Below are 24,113 nucleotides of genomic sequence, written 5' to 3'. Positions count from 1 at the left end.
CAAGGAGGATTCATCTATGAAATTGAGTAAAATGAAGCTTGTGACACTCACCGTAATCAGCGCCGTCCTGCTTGTCTTCTTGTACCGCATGTTTTTTCCGATACAGTACAGTGTTGAAGTAGAGGGTAAGGAAACACCGTCACCCAAATTCCAGCTTAGCCACGGCGAGTTATTCGTTCCCGCTTCCTTTCTGGAGAGTAGTTTGGGTTTGAAAATCTCATGGGACCCATTGCCGCAAGAATCAACTCCAACCGGTAAAGGGATCTATTACCGCGATAAGGTGCTTACGCTAATGTACCATGCCATTTCTCCAGAGGTGCAGCAGGGGGCCTCATCCATATCGACAGCCGAATTCAGAACCCAGCTTGAATTGTTAAAGAAAAATAATTTTCACATCATTACTATGGATCAGTATGCTGATTTCATACTCAAGGGCGACAAGGTACCGGATAACGCGGTACTGTTGACGTTTGACGACGGATACGAATCCTTTTACACATATGCCTATCCGATTCTGAAAGAATTTGGGGATACGGCGACCAACTTTGTCATCGTCGGCGCGGTTGACGGCCATGTACCAGGCATGCCAAAACTAACGTGGGATCAAATGCGGGAGATGAAAAAGTCTGGCATGAGCTTTTACAACCATACCTACGATGCGCATCATATGATTACTGTTGACAGTGAAGGCGATCAGAAGCCTGCGCTGCCGCATTTGCAATATCTGCCCAAAGAAAATCGGGTAGAAACAGTGCAGGAATACCGAAACAGAATCGATGCTGATTTACGGCACGCGGATAACCGCCTGCAGACCGAGCTCGGCAACACTCGCAACATTCTGTGCTTCCCTTACGGAAAATACAGCCTAACCGCCCTCGAAGTGGCAAAGGCACAGGGCATCAACCTGTTCTTCACGATCGGTAAAGGCATCAATACTAAATTCGACCAAATTGGCTACCGCTTGGACGCTTCCAGAGCAGGAGACACACCGGAGCGTTTGATTGCCAGAATGAAACGTGGAGGCAAAGAGTCGGAGAATGCTGAGACGAAGGGGCTACTCATGGTCAACGATATTCCGCTGCCTTTTTCCGGTTCTGTACCTAGAATGAAAGGCAACGAGTTGATGATTCCCTTACGGGAATTCAGCGCCGCAACAAAGATCAATATGACACTCAGCAACAGAGACCGCAAAGTGTCATTGAGCTTATTCTAGTTCTTAATTCAAGCAAGATATTGTGAGAGCAAACGAAGGCGATCTGTCGCGGATCAAATACCTGCATGCAGGATATTGGATCTGGTTACAGGTCGCCTTTTTATTGTTGATGCTTGAGTTAGATTGCTGTAGGGGTGAGGGCCCATGGACTACAGTCAGCCTTCGTTTTTACCGAAGTCCTCTGCCTCCCGCCGGCGCTCCTCACGGATCTGTTCGCCTACAGTGCCTTTACCTCCGTGTTCGCTCGGGAGCGTATCCATAGCATCCATCGTACCTGTTGAAAAGGCCAAGGATCTGGCGTCCTTCTGGTCGGCCGCTGCAAGTGCATCCGATTCTTCTACGGAACCAGTCATTCCTGCCCGCTTTATGTCTTGCGCTGCCCGGTCCTGTGGGAGCTTATCTGAGGAAGAACCGTTTCTAGTGTCCAACCCTGTATCATGCTTATCCTCCAGACCAGAACCATTGAAAGCGGCGTCGACAGTATGTTGTACGGAATCATCCGCAGCTTCCCGGATATCCAACGCCCGGGCTTCAGGCAATGCCTCCGCGACCTCTCTATCCGAGTAATTGGCATTCACTGCGCGATGCCGTCCGAAAATACGGTGGACTTCCTGCTCCTGCTCGCCTTCCGCATCCACCATCACCAGGATATGTCCCGAACCTACATACCGGTCATAACTCTCGGCTTCATCCTCCGGAACACCAAGTCCGATCAGCCCTCCAACCAGACCGCCAGTTCCGGCACCCACAGCTGCTCCTGCTAAAGTTGCCGCGATGGGTCCAGCTGCAATAATCGGCCCAATGCCGGGAATAGCCAGCGCCCCGATACCAACCAGTAGTCCCGTCACTCCTCCAAGCACACCTCCGGTCGCAGCACCTGAAGCCATACCTACTGACGCCCTGGTTCCTGTCCCTTCAAAAATCGTATGGGCATCCTCTGGATTACGGGCAATGACGGAGATATCATCTGTCCGAAAACCATGCTGTTTTAATTCCTCAATCGCTCCGGAAGCCTCATGTTCGACTGTAAAGACACCCACAATTCTTTTATCCATAACGATACCCTCCTGTTGTTAGTCCTCGTTAGTTTACCCTGCTTCATAGCTTAATTAACCAAACTTTCAGCAGATAAACGAATGCTGGTCCATTTCACCACGGGTATATACAGACCATCTACTCAGGAATTGGGGTATAATGAGGGTGCTGTTCTATATATTGAACTTAAGATACTAACATAAGGATCGGCGTCACTCCGGTGAAGCTTGGACTTACGGTCGCTGTTGTCTCCAGATTTCCTCTATTTAACCGCTTGTAGCGGTTGAAATCTGGAGACAAAGGCGATCGCTTTCGCTCCTTCAGTTCCAATCTTCCCCTCCACTCCTTCTCCCCTATTCGTTTTTCTTTAGTTCAACTTATATAGAATCAGAACTATTTTTTCGGAGAAACGAGGCTAAAGCAGCCATGGCTATCTATAACTATAATCCGGAGCGTCCCTTTCGGAGTAATCCCGATCTGCACCTGCACTATTGGGGGCGGGAACAATGCGTTCCCGGGCATACGGTCGGCCCCGGTGTGCGCGATCATTACAAAATTCATTTTATCCATGGAGGCACCGGTGTAGTTGAGGTTGGCGGATGTAGTCACACCCTTGGCGCCGGACAGGCCTTCCTTACGTATCCTCATATTGTTACTTACTATGCTGCTGATCAAAATGATCCCTGGTCCTATTCCTGGATCGGTTTTACCGGTGAACAGATGGATTCTATTTTGTCCAAAACTTCTTTGTCGCCAGGCTGCCCTGTATTTCCGATGGATGATCAGTTGATGCCGAATCTGTATGCGAGATTGACCTCAACAGCGGAAGCAGCAGATTGCCTGGATCTATCCTTAAAAGCGATTATGTATGAGTTCTTTTCTCTGCTGCTGCGAACCGTCCCGGCGTCTCCGATCAGCTTGCCCGTACCACGGCAGAAAAGCGCCTATGTGGAGCAATGTCTGCATTTTCTTCATTCGCATTACTGTGAGACGATTACAGTGGAGATGATGTCCTCCTCCTTGAAGCTGGATCGCAAATATTTATCGGCGCTGTTCAAGCGCACCGTTGGGCTGCCGCCGCAACAATATCTGCTTCATTTTCGCATCGCCAAAGCCTGTGAGCTGTTAACAGAAACACCCTGCAGCATAGGTGAAATCTCAAGGTCGGTCGGCTACCAGGATCCGCTGCTCTTCTCTCGCATGTTCAAGAAGGTGAAGGGCTGCTCCCCGAAGGATTTCCGGCTCAGTCATGCCAAAACGGACATTGTACTATAATTCCCTTCCTTTCTGACATACGTTTAGGCGTCTTCTTTCGCTACAATAAGAACGTAACACACACCCGAAAAGAGTGCAGATTCCCTGTGAAATCCTGCGTCTAATCGCACGATAACCAATGCTTTTCGGAGTCAGTTTTATTTTGAAGGATCTCAAGTGATTGAGCTTCACTAAAACATTTAGGAGGAACATTCATGTACAATGCCAGCCCTACCCGATACGACAGCATGACATATAACCGGACAGGCAATAGCGGTCTCCGCCTTCCAGCCATCTCACTCGGCCTTTGGCATAATTTTGGTGGAATTGATACCTTTGAGAACGGTAGAGCCATGGTTAGACGCGCTTTCGATCTCGGTATCACCCATTTCGATCTCGCTAACAACTACGGACCGCCTGCAGGTTCTGCGGAAGAGAGCTTCGGCCAGATACTGGCCAAAGATTTTGGTGCTTACCGTGATGAGCTGATTATTTCCACAAAAGCAGGCTATTATATGTGGCCAGGTCCTTATGGCGAATGGGGTTCCAAGAAATATCTCGTCTCCAGTCTCGATCAAAGCCTCAAACGGATGGGCCTGGATTATGTAGATATTTTCTATCATCACCGTCCAGACCCTAACACCCCGCTGGAAGAAACAATGGCCGCACTGGATCTGCTTGTCCGTCAGGGCAAGGCGCTCTACGTGGGAATCAGTAACTACGATGCGGAAGATACCCGCAAAGCTTCGCAAATTTTGCGTCAGCTGGGGACTCCATGTCTGATTCATCAGCCGAACTACTCCATGTTGTCGCGCTGGATTGAAGATGGACTGCAGGATGTGCTGTCCGAAGAAGGCATCGGCACCATCGCGTTCTCGCCACTGCAAAAGGGCATTCTGACCGATCGCTATCTGAACGGAATTGCCGCTGATTCCCGGGCAGCCGGACCAAGCGTGTTCCTCTCCGAGAATGAACTTACGGAAGAAGTCCTTGGCAAAGTACGGGAGCTGAACGAGCTGGCTGCAGCACGTGGTCAGAAGATGTCACAGCTCGCCCTGTCTTGGGTTCTTCGCGGCGGAAGAGTAACCTCTGCCCTGATTGGTGCCAGCAAGGTGAGCCAAATCGAGGATGCCGTAGCTTCCTTGAACGCACCTGAGCTTAGTGCGGAAGAGCTGGAGCAAATCGAGTCCATTTTACGCGGATAATTCCATACAAGTATCTCAAAAACGGCAACTGGAGCCGGACAGCTATACGCTGCACCGACTTTAGGTTGCCGTTTTTACTTTGAGACTTGCGTAACAAAGGGGCTGGCTGATAAGGGGCTATTATATTGCTTTGGGGACATTCTGCCTTGTTCTCTCGCTCTCTCGCTCCCTTGCTCTCTTGTTCCCTTGCTCTCATTGATCAATTGCCCCAGGTCTGGAAAGTCGGAGGTTTTGAGAAATAGAGGCAAATCTGCACCTTAATTTGTATTTATACACGATAAAAAGGGAATTAAGAGCAAAAGTGTATACTAATTCTTCGGCTTAGCCCGAAAAGAGGCTTCTCCTGTGAAAATAGAGTGCATTATTGCATCTATTTGCCAAATTCAATGGTTTTATCTTTAAATAAGGTGCAGAATTGCCACTATTTCGGAGCGACCAAACTTCGGTGCCACGAGCGGGCAGCAACAGAGCTATGGAGCACAGAGGGTATGGCGTTCGGGAGGGTAGCGGACGAGCAATTAGCGACCGAGCGTCAGCGGCTGAGCGGCCAGCGGACCAGCGGCCAGCGTTCGAGCGGCCAGCGTTCGAACCCACAAGCCACCAACCGCCATCACCCATCTTATTGGGTCAAGTCATACCAAAGAGGATGTCCTTAAAGCTATAGCTTTGGGGACATCCTCTTGAGTTATAGCATAATTCAATTCATTCTCGCCTCAGCATGAGCCATAAGCTATAGCTTAGAGATCACCATAACGGCTTCAGCGCGAGTAGCTTTCTTATTAGGATCAAGCTTATTATCACTGCTGCCTTGAACCAATTCAAGCTTATGGGCAGCGGCTGCGTATGGCTTGGCCCAGGCCGATATTTGCGCCTGATCGGCGAACGGTATTCCTTCATCGCCTACATTAAAAGGCAACATATACTTATAGGCATACGCCTTCATCACCATAACGACCATCTCCTGACGTGAGATCGGGCGCTCCGGCGCAAACACCGTTTCGGACTGTCCGCTGGCAATCCCCGTCTCCACTACCGCGGCTACGGACTCGCTATACCATTTGCTAGAAGGTACATCCGTAAAGTCAGATGTACCGTAAGCCTTTAAGTTCAACTTACGGGCAATAAAGGTAGCAAATTCCGCGCGTGTCACCTGCTGATTGGGCGAGAAGCGGGTATCACTTGTTCCTGTCGCGACATGCTGAGCTACCATCGATTTGATCGCAGGCAAAGCCCAATGTCCGGCAGACACGTCCGTGAACGACTTGTCATATTGCAGCACCGCATATTTACTGAAATGACTGACATCTACCGACAAATATCCGTCACTTAACCTTCCTCCCAAATATTGCATCCCACCCAATTCGTTCAGATTATAAATCCCCGTGAGATTAGGTTGGCTGCTTTCTACAACTTTGAGTTTTAACGTTACTGGGTAGCTGAACGAGCTTAGCTTGCTTTCCTTACCATCTTCCTTGATAAGTGACAGCGTAATATTGAAGGCTGCACCACCTGGCGTGATGACTGTATTAGCAGATTGCGAAGCTGCTCTGGCTGTATCTTCGGCAAGCTCGGTAATGCCGATCGGGGTGAACCCTACGGAAATTCTTGAATTGACCAGCTGTGCTACAGGAACCAAGCTTTTTAGCTGCTCAAGCACCTGTCCAGGGATAGCCAGCGATAGATCATCTTTTTCAATCACCAGCGTGTTGTCCTTATTTAGCAATTCTCCGGCTGCTGGCAGCAGAAGCTGCTTGATATCCTCGGCAACCGACACTTTGACCTTGCCGTTGTCGCTTCTTAACGCAACACCCAGGGTCTTGGAGGTTCCATCCTTGTCCACTAGAGTTGCTAATAGAGCTGGGCCTGCAGGAGCCAGTCCCACAGTTGCAGGACCCGTGGCAGTTACGCCGCCACCGCTACCACCACTTCCATTTCCTAGGCCTGAACCACCTGGTCCTTCCGTATTACCACTTCCATCCGGTACCTTAGGTATAGGGAAAATGAAGGCTTGCAGCGAACGGCCACCGTCCTTGTTCACAGCAGCTACGTTGACATGATACGTCTTTCCGTTGGTCAATCCATCAATGAAGAAGCTGGTCTTCTGAATCGGAGATTGCGTCAGCAGCTTGCCGTCCAGCCATACCAGATATCCATCCAGATCCGCCTCCGTATTACTGTTCCAGGTCAAGCTCAGTGTCCCGTCTCCTGAAGTAGCTTTCAGACCTGTAGGGGGATCTGGAAATGTACCGATAAACGCATCTACAAATGCTTCGAACCTATAGCTAACGGCATGTTCAGGCAGGGTTTGCAGATAAAGATCAATACCAGCGCTTCTTGTGTTCACCTTGGGTAGGGCAATCTCATCACCAGAAGCCTGTTTGGATAGTCGGAGCGTATAAGTTGCTTTGCTATCTAATGCCTGCTGGAAAGAAAGGCTAATAGTCTTATTCTTGGGCGTTAATCCTCTCACGGGGATCACCGTCCCGTCCGATTTTACCAGCTCGAAATCACTTGCCTGAATAGCATTATAGTTGAGTGTATATGGCGCGGCATTGTAGTCGTAATCAAGCGCATCCGTGAATTTCAAATCCAGATAGAATGCATCTGTAAAAGTATCTGTAAGCTGCTCCCAGCTTGGCGTGAAGGATACAATGCTATCAAGTGGCTGGAGTTTCGTTCCTGGTTTGGCCCCCGCATATTCTGCTTTTGCCTCCTTCATCAAACCTGGGGCTCTCATCATATACGGTGCCGACCTTCCCGTCTCATGGCCCAGCCAGTCCACTGCGCTTACCTGAAATTGGTGAAAGGAATGATATGAAAATACAGGAAGCCGGTCATATCGTTCTGTAATCGGAAACATAGAGTTGTCACGGGTTGAGAAAATCAGCTCGTTATTGTCATACACGTTGTAGTGGGAAAAGCCAAATATTCCTCCACGGTCTACAGGTGACCAATTTAGAAAAAGATGAGTGCCGTCATTATAGTAATCATATTGAAAATTTCGATAGATGTCGGGAGCACCAAACAGTGGGGAGAAATTGAATTCATAGGTGCTTCCCGTTACGCTGGCCGGTATCAGATTCTCATCTCCCGCTCTGACCTTAATGTTCCAGGGAGCCAGTCCCGTTCCGATCTGCCCGTTCACATTTGCCCAGAAAATATTGGATGAAGAGGAATGATACACTGCTCCCACCACGTCCGAAGAGACGGGAACCTCTTGTCCTCCGAGATCAAGACTCAGGGAAATATCCCTCTGATCGGAATAGATAATCCCCGAGATTTCTCCGGTGGACGCATCATACTTTAATTTGAGAATGCTAGCCGCATATGTCAATACCGGAGCGCTCAGGACCAGCAGCATGACAACTGCCAGGGAAACGCTGATTTTTCGTATGATCTTGTGCAGAATAATTCCTCCTAAAAATAGATATGTATGTATTGGAAATCTTTCCCCATAATAAGATGAATTCCAACAAATAACAATATATATTTGCTATAGATATATTCCTATTTCTTACTTTTCTGCACCTTTTTCAACATCTCCTGATACTTCTTGTTAGCGGGAACCTTCGAAGCAGCGATCCTAATCTCGTTAACGGCCTTTTTCATCGTATTCTCATCCCCTTGCGCTTGGGCCAAACCGGAATAAGCAGCAGCCATTTGGTAGTGTACTTCATCCGACCAAGGCAGCATTTTCTCCGCCGATTGCAGGCTTTGCAGCGCGTTGCTCCACTCTCTCGTGGCATTTGCCGCTTCTCCCTTAGAGATCAACATATACCCTGCCGTCATCCAGGCAAAAGCGCAAATAGCGATAAGACAAGGCAGTACGACGCCAGTAGGCCGTAGGCCAGTGAGCATGATCTCTTTTCCCTTGTATCCCGCTAGCTCCATTTCAGAGAGAAGCATTACAAACAAACCGAAGACCAGCGGATAAGCCAGGTCGATGTCAAAAGCAAGGTGGGCACAGAAAAATAGCACGGCCAGCATGCTGCTTAAGCCTTCCCGCCCCCGGCGCCAGCTGGCCCGAAGTGCAGCCAGGATCATGGCGATAAACGCCAAGGCCCCGACAATGCCTGTATCCAGCGCCATTTGCAAATACTGCTGATGCACATATTTTACAAAGACAGAGGGATACAACACCGCCCAGCCTCCCCCGCCGGTACCAATCAGCCAATGCGCCTTCCACAGCCGCAAGCCATCACTCCAATAGATACGACGCAGAGAGAACTCCGAGGCGTCCCAGCCAATGCTTCGAATGCTTCCAGCGCCGCCATGGAGCGCACCAACACCAACCGCGGTTAGAAGAAGCGTAAGGATGATAATTGCTCCCCATACAGCCCCCTTGCTTCTTCTATTCAAAAGCAAATAAAAGACCGTTCCGACAGCGCTAAGAATTAATACTGCTCTTGAACCTGACATCAATAGCCCGCACAGCTGAATGGCCATTAACAGCCAATATCTCTGCTGACTGGACCGCCTGTAGGCGTGCCAGCCTGCGGCCAAGCCAGCTGCCATCACGACAGCGTACACATTGGCATAGCCCAACGTGGATTCCAGTCTGCCCTCGCGGAAGAGGCCGAAGAAGAACCCCCAAAGTGTGAGTCCTGCACCACTCCAGGCCCATGCCGCCCAAAGTTGATCACGCTGATGACCGGATAAGCCAGTAAAGAGCAGCGCGACCGGTAGCAGCAGCGATACTTTGGCCGCCTCCAGCACGGCTTGTTCAGGATTAGCGGCATGTCCTACTGCCAGCCAATATAAAGTCATTATTATCAGTAGAAAGATATGCACCGGTAGCAGCGTAAACCTTTTAACCCTTACCAGATCTATCGCGGTTACAGCATAAAGGACCACAGCTAACGTCAAAAAGGAACGAGGCTCAAAAAAACCCGCTCCAAGCATTCCGACAATTATAAATAACAGCAACGTGTAAAAGGGCAACCTTTTCGTTTCATATGTGGTCATCATAATTGTTCTTGTTCGACAGACTTTACCAAAAATCCTTTATCCATCCTATTGAAAAATCTGTGTGATATACACCATGATTAGAAGCCCGATAATGAACGAATAGGTCGATGAACGCTCATAACCATGGCCGTGACTCTCCGGAATCAGTTCCTTGTAGACGATAAAGAGCATCGCCCCTGCAGCAAAAGCAAGACCATAGCCGACTACATTCTGCATCGAACTGGCTGTAAAATAACCGATCACTGCTGATACCATCTCCATGAGTCCGGTCAATGCGGCGATCCCTAATGCCTTCCACCGGCTTGTCCGGGAGTTCATCATAAATACAGCCAGAATCAGCCCTTCCGGGATGTTTTGTGCACCGATAGCCAGCGCAACCGTGGGTCCAAGGCTGGCCTGCTGGCTGGCATAGCTGAACCCGGTGCTGAGTCCTTCAGGGATGTTATGGATAAAGAGCGCAATGATGACGAGCAATGCCTTGGAATCCATATTGGTGTATCCAGGCTTGTTCTCTACATCTATATGGGGAATATGACTCTCAATCAAATCCAGTAGCAGAACCCCAGTGATCAGTCCAAGGGTCAAAGATATGATCCCCGACTCCTGGATTGCCTGCGGCATTAACCCAAAGGTGGCAGCAGATACCATGATTCCGGCGGCGAATGCAACCAGCACATCCTTCCATTTCTCCGATAGTCTCTTCACGAACAGTATAGGAATTACGCCGAGCACAGTCGCCATTGCTGATAAAAAACTGCCTAGAAGCGCATTAGCCAAGTCTTCAACTCCTTTGGGACAAGTCGGATAGACCAGCATATGCTCTAGACAGGGATATTATTACTATTATTGATATCTCATCGAATTCAAACCGTTCTCCGTTCATTTAAATCCAGGCTCATATGTTCATCGTCGTAGTAAGTATCACCGATCTTAACAGCTTTTTTCTCCTTGCCATAGCTAGTGAAACCCAGCGACTCATACAGCTTTACCGCCGCTTCATTACCAGACATCACAGCCAGGTTCAGAATCTCTACACCCTCAAGCTGCGCCGCTCTGGCGATCAGTTCCTGCATTAAAGCAAAGCCGAGACGAAGCTTGCGGGCTTCCGGGCTCACATAGACCGCTACTACGAGCCCTTTGTGCTTGACCTTCTCCCGGTTCTCCCGGATAAAAGTCACCATACCTACAAGCTCACCATTATCATTAAAAGCTCCGAGAGTGAATTTGTCCTGATCCGGCTGCAGTCTTGTTTCAACCATCCCCAGCGGCATATCCTTTTCATCTTCATAACTGCTTAGAAAGGCTTCAGGATGATCTTTCAATGCTCTTAGCCGAAGCTTCTGATAAACTTCAGCATCGTTAGCGTTTAAAATACGAATAACCAAATCTACCACTTCTCCTTCTTAAACTTACATTCTCCCCTTACCCTATTATAGTACCGCAAATACGATAATTATTGCTTCAATATAAACAAAACCCACACAGAGCTAACTTGTGTGAGTTATGTTTTGTAGCTATTTGTGTTTACACCAAACGCTTCCGAATCGTCCCTGAAATGATATCTATCACCGTAATCATCACAATAATCCCGAGCAGAATGATTCCTACACGGTCCCAATTTCGCGCTCCAAGCGCGAAGATTAGCGGCGTACCAATCCCTCCGGCACCAATGACACCAAGTATCGTAGCCGAACGGACATTGATCTCGAACCGGTAAAGTGTATAGGAGAGGAACCCGGGCAGCACCTGAGGCAACACCGCGAACCACAACACCTGCATGCGGGTAGCCCCAGAGGAAATCAGTGCTTCCAGCGGCCCACGGTCGATATTCTCGATTTCGTCTGCGAACAGTTTTCCCAGCATCCCTATCGAATGCAATCCCAGCGCCAGCACACCAGCAAAAGAACCCGGGCCTACAGCCTTGATGAACAGCAAGGCCATAACAATCTCAGGAAAGGTGCGCACAAAGCTCAAGACCAGCTTACCAGAACCCGAGATTACTTTTCCCCGGCTCATATTCACCGCTGCCCAGAAAGCAAACGGGATACAAACAAATGTAGAAATAAACGTACCTAACACTGAAATTGCCAGTGTCTCCAACAATCCGTGTAGCAAATCCTCGCCGTCCGGCAAATAGACGAATCCCCAGTCTGGGGAGAAGATTCCGCTAAAGATTGCCTTCGTAATCACCCCGGCCGTCTCTTTGAAACCGTTAAACGGAACACCTGAAAACGCCCAAATATAAATGGCGGCCAGCGCCACATAAATCAGCCAGCGGAAACGGTTCTTCCGTGGTTTGGGAACAAGCTCACTCCATGGTTTACTCATAATAATTTCTCCCGCAGCTTTGTACTTGCATAATCAATAATCAGCACCACTGCCAGCGTGAACAGAATGATGGTGCAGGTCTTGTCGTACTCCAGAAAGCCCAGCGTAACCTCATAGTAGTGACCGATACCCCCTGCTCCTACTAGACCAAGCACGGCCGCTGCACGGACATTGATCTCAAAGGCATACAGCACATACGACATGAAATGCGCTTGTACCTGTGGAATTACACCAAATACAATGCGCTGAATTTTGTTCGCCCCCACGGAAGTCATGGCTTCCAGCGGTCCCTGATCAATGGTCTCTAACGCCTCATAGGTAAGCTTGGCAATCAGCCCTAGCGAGAAGACCGTCAAGGCGAATATCCCCGGCAGTGGCCCTAACCCGAAAATCGCTACAAAGATGGACGCCAGCAGCAAATCCGGGATCGTACGAATCAAGTTTAATAAAAAGCGGACTGGATGATGCAACCAGCGGCTAACGGTGATATTGCTTGCACTAAGCAGCGCCACCGGTACAGCCAGAATAGCGCCCAGCGTAGTGCCGACCAGCGCCATCCGGATCGTCTCCAGCATTGCATCCACGATTTTGTTAAAGTAGGACCACTTCGGCGGGAACATCTCCTTCAGCAGGTCCAGCATGTTCGGCAGACCGGATATCAGTTCCCCCAAGCTGGAATTTGTCACAACAGCGCTTCTCCACAGCAGAACAATCAAGATCGCCGCCGTAAAATAATGCTTTAGCCTTCTCGGTGCTTTCGGCCGAAGTTTCTCCGTATTGGTACTCATGACACGGGCACCTCAAGCGCAGACTCACCAAGCAGTTCGTCCTTCTGGATGGGACGTCCATAGATTTCTGCGAACTTCTCATCTGTTGCTTCAGACACCGGCCCGTCAAATACGACCTCTCCGGCACGTAGCCCGATGATTCGGGTGGCATATTGTCTCGCCAAATCAATAAAATGCAGGTTCACAATCGTCGTTATGCCTAACTCTACATTGATTTTCTTCAGATCATCCATAACCTGCTTCGTGGTGAGCGGGTCCAGTGAAGCCACAGGCTCATCGGCGAGAATTACCCGTGCCTCCTGTGCCAGCACCCGGGCTATCGCCACCCGCTGCTGTTGTCCGCCCGAAAGCTGGTCTGCACGCGAATAGGCCTTCTCAGCAATATTCACCCGATCCAACGCCTGAAATGCCAGCTCGATGTCGCTTTTCGGGAAACGGCCAAGGATCGTGCGCAATGTAGAGTGATAACCGACTCTTCCGGCCAACACGTTACGCAGCACGGTGGTTCGTTTCACCAGGTTAAAGCTTTGAAAGATCATCCCGATGTCCCTGCGGATCATCCGCAGTCGGCTGCCCTTGGCCTTCGTAATGGATTGACCGCCGATGCGGATGTCACCCTCTGTAATATCATGAAGCCGGTTGATCGAACGCAGCAGCGTCGACTTCCCCGCACCGGATAGCCCCACAATCACAACAAATTCTCCATTAGCAATGGTCAGATTAATCCCGTTCAGGCCCTTGGTGCCGTTCGGGTAGGTTTTAGATACATTCTGAAGCTCTATCAATGGAATCATTCCTTTGTGTTATATCGAATAAAAGAGATAGCCAGACCGGGGCAAGCGCCCGGACCGGCTATCCTCATGTCTTATCGGTAAGATTGTTGTGAAAGACCCGACCTACTCTGTTTTAACCTTTTGGTTGTATTCGCGAACGATATCGAATTTGCTATCATCGGATTTTACATAACCTTCGTGGGAATAAATATCCTTGATGATCTCGTGACCTTCTTTGTCAGCCACAATATCGATGAAGGCGTTCTGGATTTTCTCCACCCACTCTTTGTTCATGTCAGAGCGAACCGAAATGGTGTCGTTAGGAATCTTATCCGTAAAGGCCAATACCCGTGTGTCTTCAAAGACTTTCGGATAGTCTTTCAAGACAATGTTGCGGGCATCTTGGAAAATTGCAGCAGCATCAACGTCACCGTTCAGCACGGCCAGCACGCCTTGGTCATGCCCTTTAACTGTGATCGCCTGAACATCCTTCAGTGGATCAAGGCCTGCGTCCATCAGTGTAGCAGCCGGCCATACAAAGCCTGCAGAAGAAGTTACGTTCTGGTAAGCAATCTTCTTCCCTTTCAGATCAGCAACAGTTTGGATCGGAGAATCTTTTTTAACAATGATCATCGATTTATAGAAATCCACCAGTTGGTCGGTAGGTGCGCCAGTATCATCATTCACACCGAAGCGTTGTGCTTGCAGGATAACTTCAGCAGCGCCTTTTTCCTTAGCCAATACATAAGCGGTTGGCGGCAAGAAGCCTACGTCTACTTTTTTGGAAGCCATCGCTTCGATAACGGTGTTGTAGTCAGTGGAGATGCTAACTTGGACAGGAATTCCAAGTCTGTCGCTCAGCAATTTCTCAAGCGGCTTGGCTTTGGCTTCGAGCGTATCCGCATTCTGGGACGGTACAAATTGTACAGTCAGCTTCTCGGGAACATAGCCTTCCGCTACTGGAGCCGTCGTTTCCTGTGGTGCGTTGGTAGCAGCCGATCCTTGGTCTGCGGAGTTGGCCTGGTTCGTGTTGTTAGTACCACAACCACTAAGAAATGCAAAGGACATCATTAGCGGCAAAACGAATTTACTGATTTTTTTCAACCTTAAGACCTCCAGATTTGTCTATTTTTTGTACTTCTAAACTATAAAGGGATTCTGTTAAAAGTAAGGAGGCTGATTGTCAATTCTCCGTAAAATCTTCACCCAACCTCTTAAATCCACTTTTATTTCTGTTAGAATGATAGCGAAATGATCTTGGGGAGGCCTATTACTAATGAAAAAAAACGATACTATCACCTGTGAAATTCTCGTCACGAGTGATCTGCACGGCCATATCCAGCCTGTCGATTACCGAACCCGCGAGATGAGTCATCAGGGCTTGGCCCGAATCGCCACCCTCATTCACAAGGAACGACTTCATACACCTGAACTGCTGCTGATCGACAACGGTGATCTTATTCAAGGCACACCGCTGGCATATTATTCAGCCACCCAAGGCAAAGAAGATCAACATCCGGCAATTTCTGCCCTGAATGAGCTGCGCTATGATGCAGCCGTTTTTGGTAATCATGAATTCAATTTCGGAATGGATGTGCTTGATAAAGCTGTGCAGGACTCTAGCTTTCCATGGCTCTCAGCGGGAATTACCGATAAGGATACCGGCGAACCGGCCTTCGGCAAGCCTTATATTGTCAAATGGATTGACCAGAAGATCAAAGTTGTGGTTCTTGGCGTAACTACACACTATATCCCCAATTGGGAGAACTCTCTTCATCTTCAGGGATTGGAATTCCATGACGCCCTTGAATCCGTAAAAAGATGGTGTGCGGACATTCGAACTGACGAACAGCCCGACCTCCTGGTCGTTGCGTATCATGGAGGATTCGAGCGGGATCTGCAGACCGGGGAACCTACGGAAAGACAGACCGGGGAGAACCAAGGCTATGCGATGTGTATGGAGATTGAGGGACTGGATGTGCTGATTACCGGTCACCAGCACCGTTCCATCACCAGTGAAATCAATGGAGTAACTGTGATTCAGCCTAGCTTCAATGGGCAGGCACTTGGCAAGATTACCGCTACCTTCACCGAAGAAAACGGGAAATGGAGACTTCAGGACAAGCAGGCCGAATTACTCTCTGTAGACTCCAGTATTGCTGTGGATGAGCGTATTATTGAGCTGACAAGTGCTGTTGAAGCTAAAACACAGGTCTGGCTCGATTATACCGTGGGGCAGGTTCAGGGGGACCTCTCCATCACTAGCGCTGCCGAATGCCGCTTGGCCGATCATCCGTTCATTGAATTTATGAACAAGGTGCAGATGGAAGCGGCCGGTGTGGACATTTCTACAGCACCACTGCTTCGCAACGAGTGTAGAGGTTTCGATCAGACCATAACACGCAGGGATATTCTCGCAAACTTCATCTATCCGAACACATTGACCGTACTGCGGCTGAAAGGAAGAGATATTCGACAAGCCCTGGAGCAGACCGCCAATTACTTTCAGATCGGTGAAGACGGCCAGCTTGAGATCAACCCAGCCTATATCGAGCCTAAGCCGCAGCATTACAATTACGATATGTGGGAAGGGATTGAATACATTCTCGATATCGCGCGGCCTGTCGGCGAGCGGGTGACCCTGCTGAACTATCATGGCAAACCGCTAGACAATGACGGGGATTATGATGTCGTTATGAACAACTACCGCGCAGTCGGCGGGGGCGACTATGAGATGTATCCAGGAAAACCAATCATCAAAGAGATTCTCATCGATATATCGGAGATTGTGACCCATTATATTGAGCAAAAGGGGCATATTGAGGCAACTTGTGACGGGAACTGGCGAGTAATTGTGGGAACTGATGAATAACTGTGCAAATCTATAAACACACAACATCATTCCGAAAATGAACTCGATGTCTCAATAATGAACTTCCTGTAGCCTAAAGTACAAATGACCCCTTCGTTCGCAAGAACTTCCCTCGGACAAATGACACAGCTCAAATCCACTCGATAGGGCGTGGAAAATAACAGGAATAACTCCTGTTATTTTAATCATATCTACTCTTTTTACGAAAATAGCTGGAAAAAATCCCGTTAATCACCTCGTGTCTGCCGCATTTACGGAGAAAAGAGGTTTTTAACGGGAGAAATTCCCGTTATTTTGATTAAATAAGGGGAACGGAGCGAATTAACGGTATATTTTCCTGATATCAAAATCCTGCTCAAGCTCAAACGTGGGCTAAAGCGAGCGAGTGCAGACATTTGTTCATACGTACAGCATATAATCAGAGGCTAATATAGATGAAGGTACCAATAGTAAAAAGCGCACTAATGAACGCTTCGCTTATTCAAATTAAGATCTGCGGATGAACGCTGCGATATCTTCCTCGATCAGCCCCAACGCCCCTCTCCAGAACTCTACAGAGTGAACATTGATGCCCATTTGGGCGGCCACATCAACGATGTTATGCTTGCTTGTGGCGCTTAGAAACAGACGATACTGAGCTGCAAAATCTTCTCCTCTTTTTAAATACTCCGCATAAAGCCCCTTGGAGAACAGCAAGCCGAATGAATATGGAAAGTTCAAAAATTCATTCCCGGCCATAAAATATCCCGCCTTGCTCAGCCACATATACGAATGAATCGTGTCCGGGTCAATGCTCTCCCCATAAGCTTCCGACATACATGTAAGCATTAACTCATTAAGCTCCACAACAGATAACGTTCCCGATGCCCTACGCTCATACAAGCGTGTCTCAAATAAATAGCGGGCATAAAAATCCACAAGATAATAGCCAGCGTCGGAAATACTTCTCTCCAGGATCGACACAATCTCTTTCTCTGCTGCGCCAGCGATCAATGTCTGGTTGACCAAAGTCTCACAAAAAATCGAAGCCGTCTCCGCAATTGGGATCGGATAATCTGTATTCAGCATCGTCTCTCCCACCAAACATGAGCTATGATAGGCATGACCGATCTCATGAGCAAGCACAGCAACATCCATAGAATTACCTGTAAACTGCGTCATGATTCTGCTTTCCCCAATCGGAAAAATATCAATACACATCCCATAGCCGCCTTTTCCAGCTCTCGGCTGCGCATCAATCCAACACTTCTCAAATACCTTCCGGGCAAAATCCGCCAGCTCCCCACTAAAGGTTCCGAAACTGGATACTATGGTGTTCTGTGCAACTTCATAGGAAATTTCACTCTTTTCATCACTTATTGGCGCAAAAAGATCATAGAACGGTAGCTTAGATGAATGTCCGAGCAATACCGCCTTTTTCTCATAAAAATTGTGGAAGCTTGGCAAGCTTTCTTGAAGTGCCGAGAGCATGGCGTTCAATGTCTCACGGTCCATTCTTGAAGCTGTCAGCACCTTGTCCAAAGGTGAAGCGTAGCCCCGCATTCCGTATACTGTTAGCGCCTCACCGCTAATTCCATTGATGCAGGCCGCACAAATTTGGGCAATCGATTTACAAGCTTGGGCTTCTGCCTCATAAGCTTCTTTTCTTACCATCGGACTATGATCATAGGCCATGCTTCTCAGCTCTGCCAGAGTTACTTTACGCACCTCTTCTTGACTCTCAAGTTCCGCAAGCACACTCGAAGCTGTCTCCATGTAGAGTCTCTCCCAAGCCTTGGACCCGGTGCTCTGCATTTTGGTAATAGTAGCCTCCACTTCTTCATTTAAAACAAACCTGGATTGAGACAACACTTCACTTAAATAGAAACGATGCTCCAACAGATAGGCCGAGCTTCCAACAAGCTCATCCAGATTCTCGCAATCAGCACACCAGCGTTTAAAACCAGCGATTATGCCGACAATTTCTGCATTCGCATGTTCAATATCATCCAGCAGGCTTATTGCCTCCTGACTACTGCCGTCGGCGCTGAGTACCAGCTCTGCGTAAGCCATCAGACAAACATACACACTTTTATATTGATTATGCTTTCTTAAAAAAGCCTCGGTTGCAGCAGGGGTTGGTCCCGCAGTATGCAAATTTGCCGCAGCCCATTCTTTTAAACCCTCTATATATTGATCCAGACGATTGCGATCTTCCTTCAGCTTCTCGGACTCAAAAGAAGGATACAGGCTATCCAGATCCCATGTCATATTCATTGATGAACCCCTCTCCTTAGTACAGTCATATATCTTAAGTTCAATTCCCCAATAATACCAGTAGTCTATATCATTTTTCATTATTATTTTTCACATTTTCCTATAAACTCTTTATTAGGAATTTTAAAGTATAATATGGATTAATATTAATTTTATTAGTAATTATTACTAAATGATTATTGGAGAATAATATGAGAAATTTTACGAACAGCACCGCCAAGAAAATATTGGCCAATGAAATCAGCATGGAAGTATTGTTACAGCAATATCCAGAGTATCAAGAAGAGGTCCTCCACGAAATTAGTGTACTAAGAAACGGCAGAGAGTCTAAGCTTATTACTGCCATCCTTGATAAATATACTGTAAGCGCAAAGATTGCTCATACTAAAATTCAAAAAAGCAGGTTCAATGAAACAACAATAAATGCATTTTTGCCCGATGTAATCAAGGCCCGATTTGCTATTTATCTGCTAGAGCAGCTTAACATCGCCGTTTCATCCAAAACCCCGGAGAATAATGTAAAGTTCAATTTTTGGGATGGCATTATATTGCAGAAGCTTTTATTCAGAAAGGGTCTTGAGAGGAAACCCGTCTCACTGGGACTGTTCAAGTTTTGGTGGAGGTTTGTCATTCAAAAGAAGATATTAATGCCTCTAGTCAATAAAAAAGGAATCTATTGTTTCTATTCGCGAGCGTTCATTAAAGAGCTTTCAACTCTGATCGGAAACCAATCCTGTCTTGAAATCGCTGCCGGTGATGGCACCTTGGCTAAATTTTTGCAGAATGAGCATGTAAACTGCCAAGCTACCGATGACTATAGTTGGAGCCATTACATAACCTACCCCTCCTTTGTGGAAAAAGCGGACGCCAAAACGGCCCTGCTTAAATACACTCCCCAGGTAGTGCTATGTTCTTGGCCTGTACCTAAAAACTCATATGAAAAACATGTATTCAAGGCACCCTCAGTTGACCTATATATCGTTATCGGAACAAAGAATCCCGCATTTACCGGAGATTTTGACGCCTATTATAACGCTGATAAGTTTACTATGGAGTTGGACGAGCGACTTTCTTCTCTCATTCTGCCCCCGTCGGATGAAAATGCTGTTTATCTTTTTAGGCGGAAAAAGAATCCCTCTGCATAGCCTTCCAGCCGTCCCCCTCAAGGCGGAGCTTGAGTGAATGCTTTACTTATTGCGAACTAAAAAGGGATCATGAGGGTCCCTTTTTCCTTGTAATAAATCCAATATTTTAACCTACCCAGGAAGCCTCTTCTTCCCCAATTGATCACACCTCAAAAGACAAGTAGAACAAAGCTACTCCTAAAACAATAACTCCGCCAATTATCATTTCCATACCTTTTCTGTTTCGCAGATAGCGATATCCCCCGATAGATATTAGTGCTCCAGACATCAGTACGATCATCAAGGATAGCTGTTCCCTATTCCTATCATCATGATCTTTGATTAATAACGAAAACACTATAAGAATAGTTGCCACACAGAAGTGGACACCAAGATCTTTAAAAACTTTTCTCACAACAACACTCCTTATGCAAAATGCCCCACCATTACTGGCAGGGCACATTGCTTCCGTTGCATTTATTTTACTGGACACTGGTATGATCTGTAAACTAAATCCACTAGTACATTTTTTACGGGCTTAGTAAACAAGGAAAACTCAATACACCTAAAACCGCAACATCAGTTCGTGACATAGAGGTTGATCATCAGATAATTGCGGGATTCGAAGATCTCTTAGCACTCACACATCACTGCTCGCCGAAGCAGGAGTGTCACTTGAACAACTCTTGCAGAGACTCGGACATGCAAACGACGAGATTACGCGTAAGATATACCTTCATATAACTAAAAAGAAAAGAGGCTTCTCAAAAGTTCAGCGAACTAATGAGAGCCTCTAAAAAAAACGGTTAGCTGTTAACAAATGAACCTATTAATCACCTAGACCCTTGTTCCAGCAAGGGGCTTTGGCTTTATTACATCATGCCACCCATTCCACCCATGCCGCCCATGTCAGGAACGCCAGCAGCGCCTGCTGGTTCTGGCTTGTCAGCAATAACAGCTTCGGTTGTCAGGAACATGGACGCTACGGAAGCAGCGTTTTGCAGTGCGGAACGAGTTACTTTCGCAGGGTCAACAATACCTGCGTCGAACATGTTCACCCACTCGCCAGTTGCAGCGTTGTAGCCGATGCCGATAGCTTCTTTTTTCAAGCGGTCCACGATAACGGAACCTTCTTGACCAGCGTTCGCTGCGATTGTGCGAACTGGCTCTTCCAACGCGCGAAGCACGATGTTTACACCCGTTTGCTCATCGCCGGATACAGTTACTGCGGCAACAGCGTTATATACGTTCACAAGAGCTGTACCCCCACCGGATACGATACCTTCTTCAACCGCAGCGCGGGTTGCGTTCAGGGCGTCTTCGATACGCAGTTTACGCTCTTTCAATTCAGTTTCAGTTGCAGCGCCAACTTTGACAACGGCTACGCCGCCAGCCAATTTAGCCAGACGCTCTTGCAATTTCTCTTTGTCGAACTCGGAAGTGGTTTCTTCCAGTTGAGCACGGATTTGGTTTACGCGAGCAGTGATGTCCGCTTTGTCGCCGCTTCCGTCAACGATTGTAGTGTTTTCTTTGGTTACGCGCACTTGACGTGCGTTACCCAATTGCTCGATGGAAGTGCTCTTCAGGTCCAGACCGAGCTTCTCAGTGATCACTTGGCCGCCAGTCAGGGCAGCGATATCTTGCAGCATAGCTTCACGGCGGTCGCCAAAGCCAGGAGCTTTAACAGCAACAGCGTTGAAAGTTCCGCGCAGTTTGTTCACGATCAACATAGCTTGTGCTTCGCCTTCGATATCTTCAGCGATGATGACAAGCGGTCTAGCTTGTTGAACGATTTTTTCAAGCAATGGCAAGATTTCTTGCGTGCTGCTGATTTTCTTATCTGTGATCAGGATGTACGGGTTGTCCAGAACGGCTTCCATTTTGTCCGTGTCAGTGATCATGTACGGAGAAATGTAACCACGGTCGAACTGCATACCTTCAACCACTTCAAGCTCAGTCAGGAATCCGCGGGATTCTTCAACGGTGATAACGCCGTCTTTGCCCACTTTTTCCATAGCTTCAGCAATCAGTTGGCCTACTTCGTCGTCAGCAGCAGAGATTGCCGCTACTTGAGCGATGGATTGTTGACCTTCGATTGGCTTAGCGATCTTTTGCAATTCTTCTACTGCTGCACGAACTGCTTTGTCGATCCCTTTGCGGATAACCATAGGGTTAGCGCCTGCAGTTACGTTCTTCAGACCTTCACGGATCATAGCTTGAGCCAGAACAGTTGCAGTTGTAGTACCGTCACCAGCAACATCGTTAGTTTTGGTAGCTACTTCTTTAACCAGTTGAGCACCCATGTTCTCGAATGCATCTTCGAGTTCGATTTCTTTGGCGATGGTTACACCGTCGTTAGTGATCAGCGGGCTGCCGAATTTCTTCTCCAGTACCACGTTGCGGCCTTTCGGTCCAAGTGTTACTTTTACCGCGTTTGCCAAAGCATCAACACCGCGCAGCATAGCGCGACGAGCATCTTCACTGAACTTGATTTCTTTTGCCATTGTGTAATATACCTCCTAAAAGTTTTGTTAGCATACACTACTTAGATATTCTCCGTCAAAACTGGCTTCGAAAGCATCGACTTAGTTTTGTGAATATACTTCTTCGATCTTCATCGTCAAAACTGGCTTCGAAAGCATCAACCTAGTTTTGTGAATATAATTCTTCGTGCACTATTCATAAGTAATTGAGTTCAAGCTTATAGACGACTCTTAGTCAAGAATCGCGTGAATGTCGCTTTCTTTCATAATCAAATATTCTTTGCCTTCGTATTTGATTTCAGTTCCGGCATATTTTGAGAAGATTACACGGTCGCCTTCTTTAACTTCTAGTGCCACACGCACGCCATCTTTCAATGCGCCGCTGCCTACTGCGATAACCTTGCCTTCTTGTGGCTTTTCCTTAGAAGAGTCCGGAAGCACGATTCCGAAAGAAGTAGTTTCCTCCTGCTCGCTCGGTTCTACCAATACGCGTTCACCTAAAGGTTTGATCATGAAAAATAGCCTCCTTTAAAATTATGTGATTGATCTTGAAAACAGAGATTAGGAATATCGCTACAGTCTAGAGACTGCGATATTTTGAAAAATATGAATCTGGCATAGAGAATGCTCGTCATTCCATATTTTTCAGCAGCATTAGCACTCGACACTCCGCAGTGCTAACAACAATTTTTATGATACTCAACTTGAGAGCGGATTTCAAGTCCTTTTACACAAATTCGTATTTTGTTTTCGGGAAAAAATGGTTTTATACGGTTGTCCGACACATACCCCTTTACATTCTATCCAGCCATCGGAAAAATATGCCTTCCCCCGCTCTCACCCACCCGTAACAGCATCTTGTCTGTGCTTTCGGATATAATCGAGGCTTAGTCGTATGAATTCGGCAGCCAGCGGCGGGATATCGAGGTCATTCTTGACCGCCATCACCACTTCCTGCATGAGTACAGGCGCAAAAGAAACAGCCGGTAGCTTGGCACCGAGTCTGGAAATATAGAACCGAGGCAGTATGGACAAGCCCAAGCCTTCTTGTACCATCGCCTGAATCGTATTGAAATCCTTCACTTCCATCACAACATTGAAGCCGGGATGACGAGATAGCAGCAGCTTGCGCAGATCCTCGTCCTTCGGCATAAGGAAGCATTGCTCTTTGATTTGCTCGAAATCCAGAAAGGGTTCCTGCCCTAACGGATGATTCTCCGGCAAAAGCACGACCATCTCATCACGGATCAGGGGCACACTATGCCACTGCGGGTCCGGGAACATCGTTATCCCAATATCAATAATGTCACTTGCGATCCATTCGTTGATCTCCTCGGATTCTCCCTCGAAAACCACAACCTCTGCGCCAGGAAAAGACTGCTTGAACGCCTCGGACAATTCTGGCACGAACCGGCAGGCAATATCCGGCGTAGCACCAATCCGCAGCGAACCGGCCTGCATTTGCGCGGCGAGAGCCGCTTCTTCCTTCATGACCTGGGTTGTATGCAAAATAAGACGGGCATGCTTCAACATCGCCTCCCCGTTCCCGGTCAGGACAATGCCTTGACGGCTGCGGTGAAACAGCAGAATGCCCAATTCTTTCTCAAGACTCTGAATCATCTGCGATACGGCGGATTGGGTAAAGCCAAGATCTTCGGCAGCCCGGGTGAAGCTCTTCGCTTCTGCTGCGGCCGCAAATACTTGCAACTGAAGTATGGTCATCTTCATCCCTGCCGGAAGCCGACAGAAGAATCCTCCCCTCTATAGTACATCTGAACATCATGCCCAAACCAGCCATTAGTAAAAACTAATAT

General features: G+C 47.8%; 20 protein-coding genes and 1 pseudogene. 7 read left to right on the top strand and 14 right to left on the bottom strand.

All coding sequences use genetic code 11. The features are described from left to right. The first annotated feature begins 16 nt into the window (after nucleotides 1-16). Nucleotides 17-1,213 (top strand): polysaccharide deacetylase family protein, encoded by a 1,197-nt coding sequence (locus AC3Y23_RS19740; protein ID WP_379202119.1) that lies wholly within the window; start codon nucleotides 17-19, stop codon nucleotides 1,211-1,213. 155 nt (nucleotides 1,214-1,368) lie between these two features. On the opposite strand, the gene AC3Y23_RS19735 is transcribed toward AC3Y23_RS19740, so the two are convergent. Continuing rightward, nucleotides 1,369-2,268, bottom strand: coding sequence for a general stress protein (locus AC3Y23_RS19735; RefSeq protein WP_379202117.1), 900 nt, complete (start codon nucleotides 2,266-2,268; stop codon nucleotides 1,369-1,371). 406 nt (nucleotides 2,269-2,674) lie between these two features. Here AC3Y23_RS19735 and AC3Y23_RS19730 point away from each other — a divergent pair, with 406 nt between their 5' ends. From AC3Y23_RS19730 to AC3Y23_RS19720, 3 genes are all read left to right on the top strand, one after another. Then, nucleotides 2,675-3,523, top strand: a complete 849-nt coding sequence (locus AC3Y23_RS19730; protein ID WP_379202115.1) for an AraC family transcriptional regulator — start codon at nucleotides 2,675-2,677, stop codon at nucleotides 3,521-3,523. Nucleotides 3,524-3,717: 194 nt separating this feature from the next. Beyond that, the gene (gene mgrA / locus AC3Y23_RS19725; RefSeq protein ID WP_379202113.1) at nucleotides 3,718-4,707 is read left to right on the top strand and encodes an L-glyceraldehyde 3-phosphate reductase; all 990 of its coding nucleotides are present in this window, start codon (nucleotides 3,718-3,720) and stop codon (nucleotides 4,705-4,707) included. Between the two features lie 407 nt (nucleotides 4,708-5,114). Beyond that, nucleotides 5,115-5,363: a hypothetical protein gene (locus tag AC3Y23_RS19720; protein WP_379202111.1), complete on the top strand. Its 249-nt coding sequence runs from the start codon at nucleotides 5,115-5,117 to the stop codon at nucleotides 5,361-5,363. A 74-nt stretch (nucleotides 5,364-5,437) separates the two neighbouring features. Here AC3Y23_RS19720 and AC3Y23_RS19715 read toward each other — a convergent pair whose 3' ends face one another. The 8 genes from AC3Y23_RS19715 to AC3Y23_RS19680 form a co-directional block, all read right to left on the bottom strand. Then, complete coding sequence (locus AC3Y23_RS19715) at nucleotides 5,438-8,068, bottom strand: S-layer homology domain-containing protein (RefSeq protein WP_379202109.1); 2,631 nt, start codon at nucleotides 8,066-8,068, stop codon at nucleotides 5,438-5,440. 146 nt (nucleotides 8,069-8,214) lie between these two features. Continuing rightward, entirely contained in the window at nucleotides 8,215-9,474 is a 1,260-nt protein-coding gene (locus AC3Y23_RS19710) for an O-antigen ligase family protein (protein ID WP_379202107.1), read from the bottom strand. Between the two features lie 246 nt (nucleotides 9,475-9,720). Beyond that, nucleotides 9,721-10,452 carry a ZIP family metal transporter gene (locus AC3Y23_RS19705; RefSeq protein ID WP_379202105.1) on the bottom strand — a complete coding sequence of 244 codons (732 nt, stop codon included), beginning with the start codon at nucleotides 10,450-10,452 and terminating at the stop codon, nucleotides 9,721-9,723. Nucleotides 10,453-10,538: 86 nt separating this feature from the next. Then, nucleotides 10,539-11,060, bottom strand: a complete 522-nt coding sequence (locus AC3Y23_RS19700) for a GNAT family N-acetyltransferase (RefSeq protein ID WP_379202102.1) — start codon at nucleotides 11,058-11,060, stop codon at nucleotides 10,539-10,541. A gap of 139 nt (nucleotides 11,061-11,199) precedes the next feature. Then, nucleotides 11,200-12,003 carry a phosphonate ABC transporter, permease protein PhnE gene (phnE, locus tag AC3Y23_RS19695; protein WP_379202100.1) on the bottom strand — a complete coding sequence of 268 codons (804 nt, stop codon included), beginning with the start codon at nucleotides 12,001-12,003 and terminating at the stop codon, nucleotides 11,200-11,202. Continuing rightward, nucleotides 12,000-12,791: a phosphonate ABC transporter, permease protein PhnE gene (phnE, locus tag AC3Y23_RS19690; protein ID WP_379202098.1), complete on the bottom strand. Its 792-nt coding sequence runs from the start codon at nucleotides 12,789-12,791 to the stop codon at nucleotides 12,000-12,002. Before phnE (AC3Y23_RS19690) ends, phnE (AC3Y23_RS19695) begins: the two co-directional genes overlap by 4 nt. Beyond that, nucleotides 12,788-13,576, bottom strand: a complete 789-nt coding sequence (phnC, locus tag AC3Y23_RS19685; protein WP_379202423.1) for a phosphonate ABC transporter ATP-binding protein — start codon at nucleotides 13,574-13,576, stop codon at nucleotides 12,788-12,790. Before phnC ends, phnE (AC3Y23_RS19690) begins: the two co-directional genes overlap by 4 nt. A gap of 111 nt (nucleotides 13,577-13,687) precedes the next feature. After that, nucleotides 13,688-14,668 (bottom strand): phosphate/phosphite/phosphonate ABC transporter substrate-binding protein, encoded by a 981-nt coding sequence (locus AC3Y23_RS19680; RefSeq protein ID WP_379202096.1) that lies wholly within the window; start codon nucleotides 14,666-14,668, stop codon nucleotides 13,688-13,690. Between the two features lie 172 nt (nucleotides 14,669-14,840). Here AC3Y23_RS19680 and AC3Y23_RS19675 point away from each other — a divergent pair, with 172 nt between their 5' ends. Further along, nucleotides 14,841-16,436 (top strand): bifunctional metallophosphatase/5'-nucleotidase, encoded by a 1,596-nt coding sequence (locus tag AC3Y23_RS19675; protein WP_379202094.1) that lies wholly within the window; start codon nucleotides 14,841-14,843, stop codon nucleotides 16,434-16,436. A gap of 486 nt (nucleotides 16,437-16,922) precedes the next feature. Here the strand turns inward: AC3Y23_RS19675 and AC3Y23_RS19670 are convergent, their stop codons facing one another. Further along, on the bottom strand, nucleotides 16,923-18,692 hold the full coding sequence (locus AC3Y23_RS19670; protein ID WP_379202092.1) for a M3 family oligoendopeptidase: 1,770 nt from the start codon (nucleotides 18,690-18,692) through the stop codon (nucleotides 16,923-16,925). Between the two features lie 191 nt (nucleotides 18,693-18,883). On the opposite strand from AC3Y23_RS19670, the gene AC3Y23_RS19665 reads away from it, so the two are divergent. Next, a complete protein-coding gene (locus tag AC3Y23_RS19665) occupies nucleotides 18,884-19,837 on the top strand; it encodes a hypothetical protein (protein ID WP_379202090.1) in 954 nt (317 codons plus the stop codon). Between the two features lie 142 nt (nucleotides 19,838-19,979). Here AC3Y23_RS19665 and AC3Y23_RS19660 read toward each other — a convergent pair whose 3' ends face one another. Continuing rightward, the gene (locus AC3Y23_RS19660) at nucleotides 19,980-20,231 is read right to left on the bottom strand and encodes a hypothetical protein (RefSeq protein ID WP_379202088.1); all 252 of its coding nucleotides are present in this window, start codon (nucleotides 20,229-20,231) and stop codon (nucleotides 19,980-19,982) included. 223 nt (nucleotides 20,232-20,454) lie between these two features. On the opposite strand from AC3Y23_RS19660, the pseudogene AC3Y23_RS19655 reads away from it, so the two are divergent. Continuing rightward, nucleotides 20,455-20,626: pseudogene (locus AC3Y23_RS19655) on the top strand (site-specific integrase); the annotation flags it as partial. A 62-nt stretch (nucleotides 20,627-20,688) separates the two neighbouring features. Here AC3Y23_RS19655 and groL read toward each other — a convergent pair. The 3 genes from groL to AC3Y23_RS19640 form a co-directional block, all read right to left on the bottom strand. Beyond that, nucleotides 20,689-22,320, bottom strand: a complete 1,632-nt coding sequence (gene groL / locus AC3Y23_RS19650; protein WP_379202086.1) for a chaperonin GroEL — start codon at nucleotides 22,318-22,320, stop codon at nucleotides 20,689-20,691. 210 nt (nucleotides 22,321-22,530) lie between these two features. Beyond that, nucleotides 22,531-22,812, bottom strand: a complete 282-nt coding sequence (groES, locus tag AC3Y23_RS19645) for a co-chaperone GroES (protein WP_175373947.1) — start codon at nucleotides 22,810-22,812, stop codon at nucleotides 22,531-22,533. A 324-nt stretch (nucleotides 22,813-23,136) separates the two neighbouring features. Then, nucleotides 23,137-24,027: a LysR family transcriptional regulator gene (locus tag AC3Y23_RS19640; protein ID WP_379202083.1), complete on the bottom strand. Its 891-nt coding sequence runs from the start codon at nucleotides 24,025-24,027 to the stop codon at nucleotides 23,137-23,139. Between the last annotated feature and the right edge of the window lie 86 nt (nucleotides 24,028-24,113).

The sequence above is a fragment of the Paenibacillus sp. MAHUQ-45 genome (genome assembly GCF_058133325.1).
This window is presented reverse-complemented; position numbering and strand designations above follow the sequence as displayed.

Bases quoted from the DNA above. Each gene is read 5' to 3' on its own strand.
- AC3Y23_RS19740 (WP_379202119.1), top strand. From the start codon at position 17: ATGAAATTGAGTAAAATGAAGCTTGTGACACTCACCGTAATCAGCGCC.
- AC3Y23_RS19735 (WP_379202117.1), bottom strand. From the start codon at position 2,268: ATGGATAAAAGAATTGTGGGTGTCTTTACAGTCGAACATGAGGCTTCC.
- AC3Y23_RS19730 (WP_379202115.1), top strand. From the start codon at position 2,675: ATGGCTATCTATAACTATAATCCGGAGCGTCCCTTTCGGAGTAATCCC.
- mgrA (WP_379202113.1), top strand. From the start codon at position 3,718: ATGTACAATGCCAGCCCTACCCGATACGACAGCATGACATATAACCGG.
- AC3Y23_RS19715 (WP_379202109.1), bottom strand. From the start codon at position 8,068: ATGCTGCTGGTCCTGAGCGCTCCGGTATTGACATATGCGGCTAGCATT.
- AC3Y23_RS19710 (WP_379202107.1), bottom strand. From the start codon at position 9,474: ATGACTTTATATTGGCTGGCAGTAGGACATGCCGCTAATCCTGAACAA.
- phnE (WP_379202100.1), bottom strand. From the start codon at position 12,003: ATGAGTAAACCATGGAGTGAGCTTGTTCCCAAACCACGGAAGAACCGT.
- phnE (WP_379202098.1), bottom strand. From the start codon at position 12,791: ATGAGTACCAATACGGAGAAACTTCGGCCGAAAGCACCGAGAAGGCTA.
- AC3Y23_RS19675 (WP_379202094.1), top strand. From the start codon at position 14,841: ATGAAAAAAAACGATACTATCACCTGTGAAATTCTCGTCACGAGTGAT.
- AC3Y23_RS19670 (WP_379202092.1), bottom strand. From the start codon at position 18,692: ATGAATATGACATGGGATCTGGATAGCCTGTATCCTTCTTTTGAGTCC.
- AC3Y23_RS19665 (WP_379202090.1), top strand. From the start codon at position 18,884: ATGAGAAATTTTACGAACAGCACCGCCAAGAAAATATTGGCCAATGAA.
- groL (WP_379202086.1), bottom strand. From the start codon at position 22,320: ATGGCAAAAGAAATCAAGTTCAGTGAAGATGCTCGTCGCGCTATGCTG.
- groES (WP_175373947.1), bottom strand. From the start codon at position 22,812: ATGATCAAACCTTTAGGTGAACGCGTATTGGTAGAACCGAGCGAGCAG.
- AC3Y23_RS19640 (WP_379202083.1), bottom strand. From the start codon at position 24,027: ATGAAGATGACCATACTTCAGTTGCAAGTATTTGCGGCCGCAGCAGAA.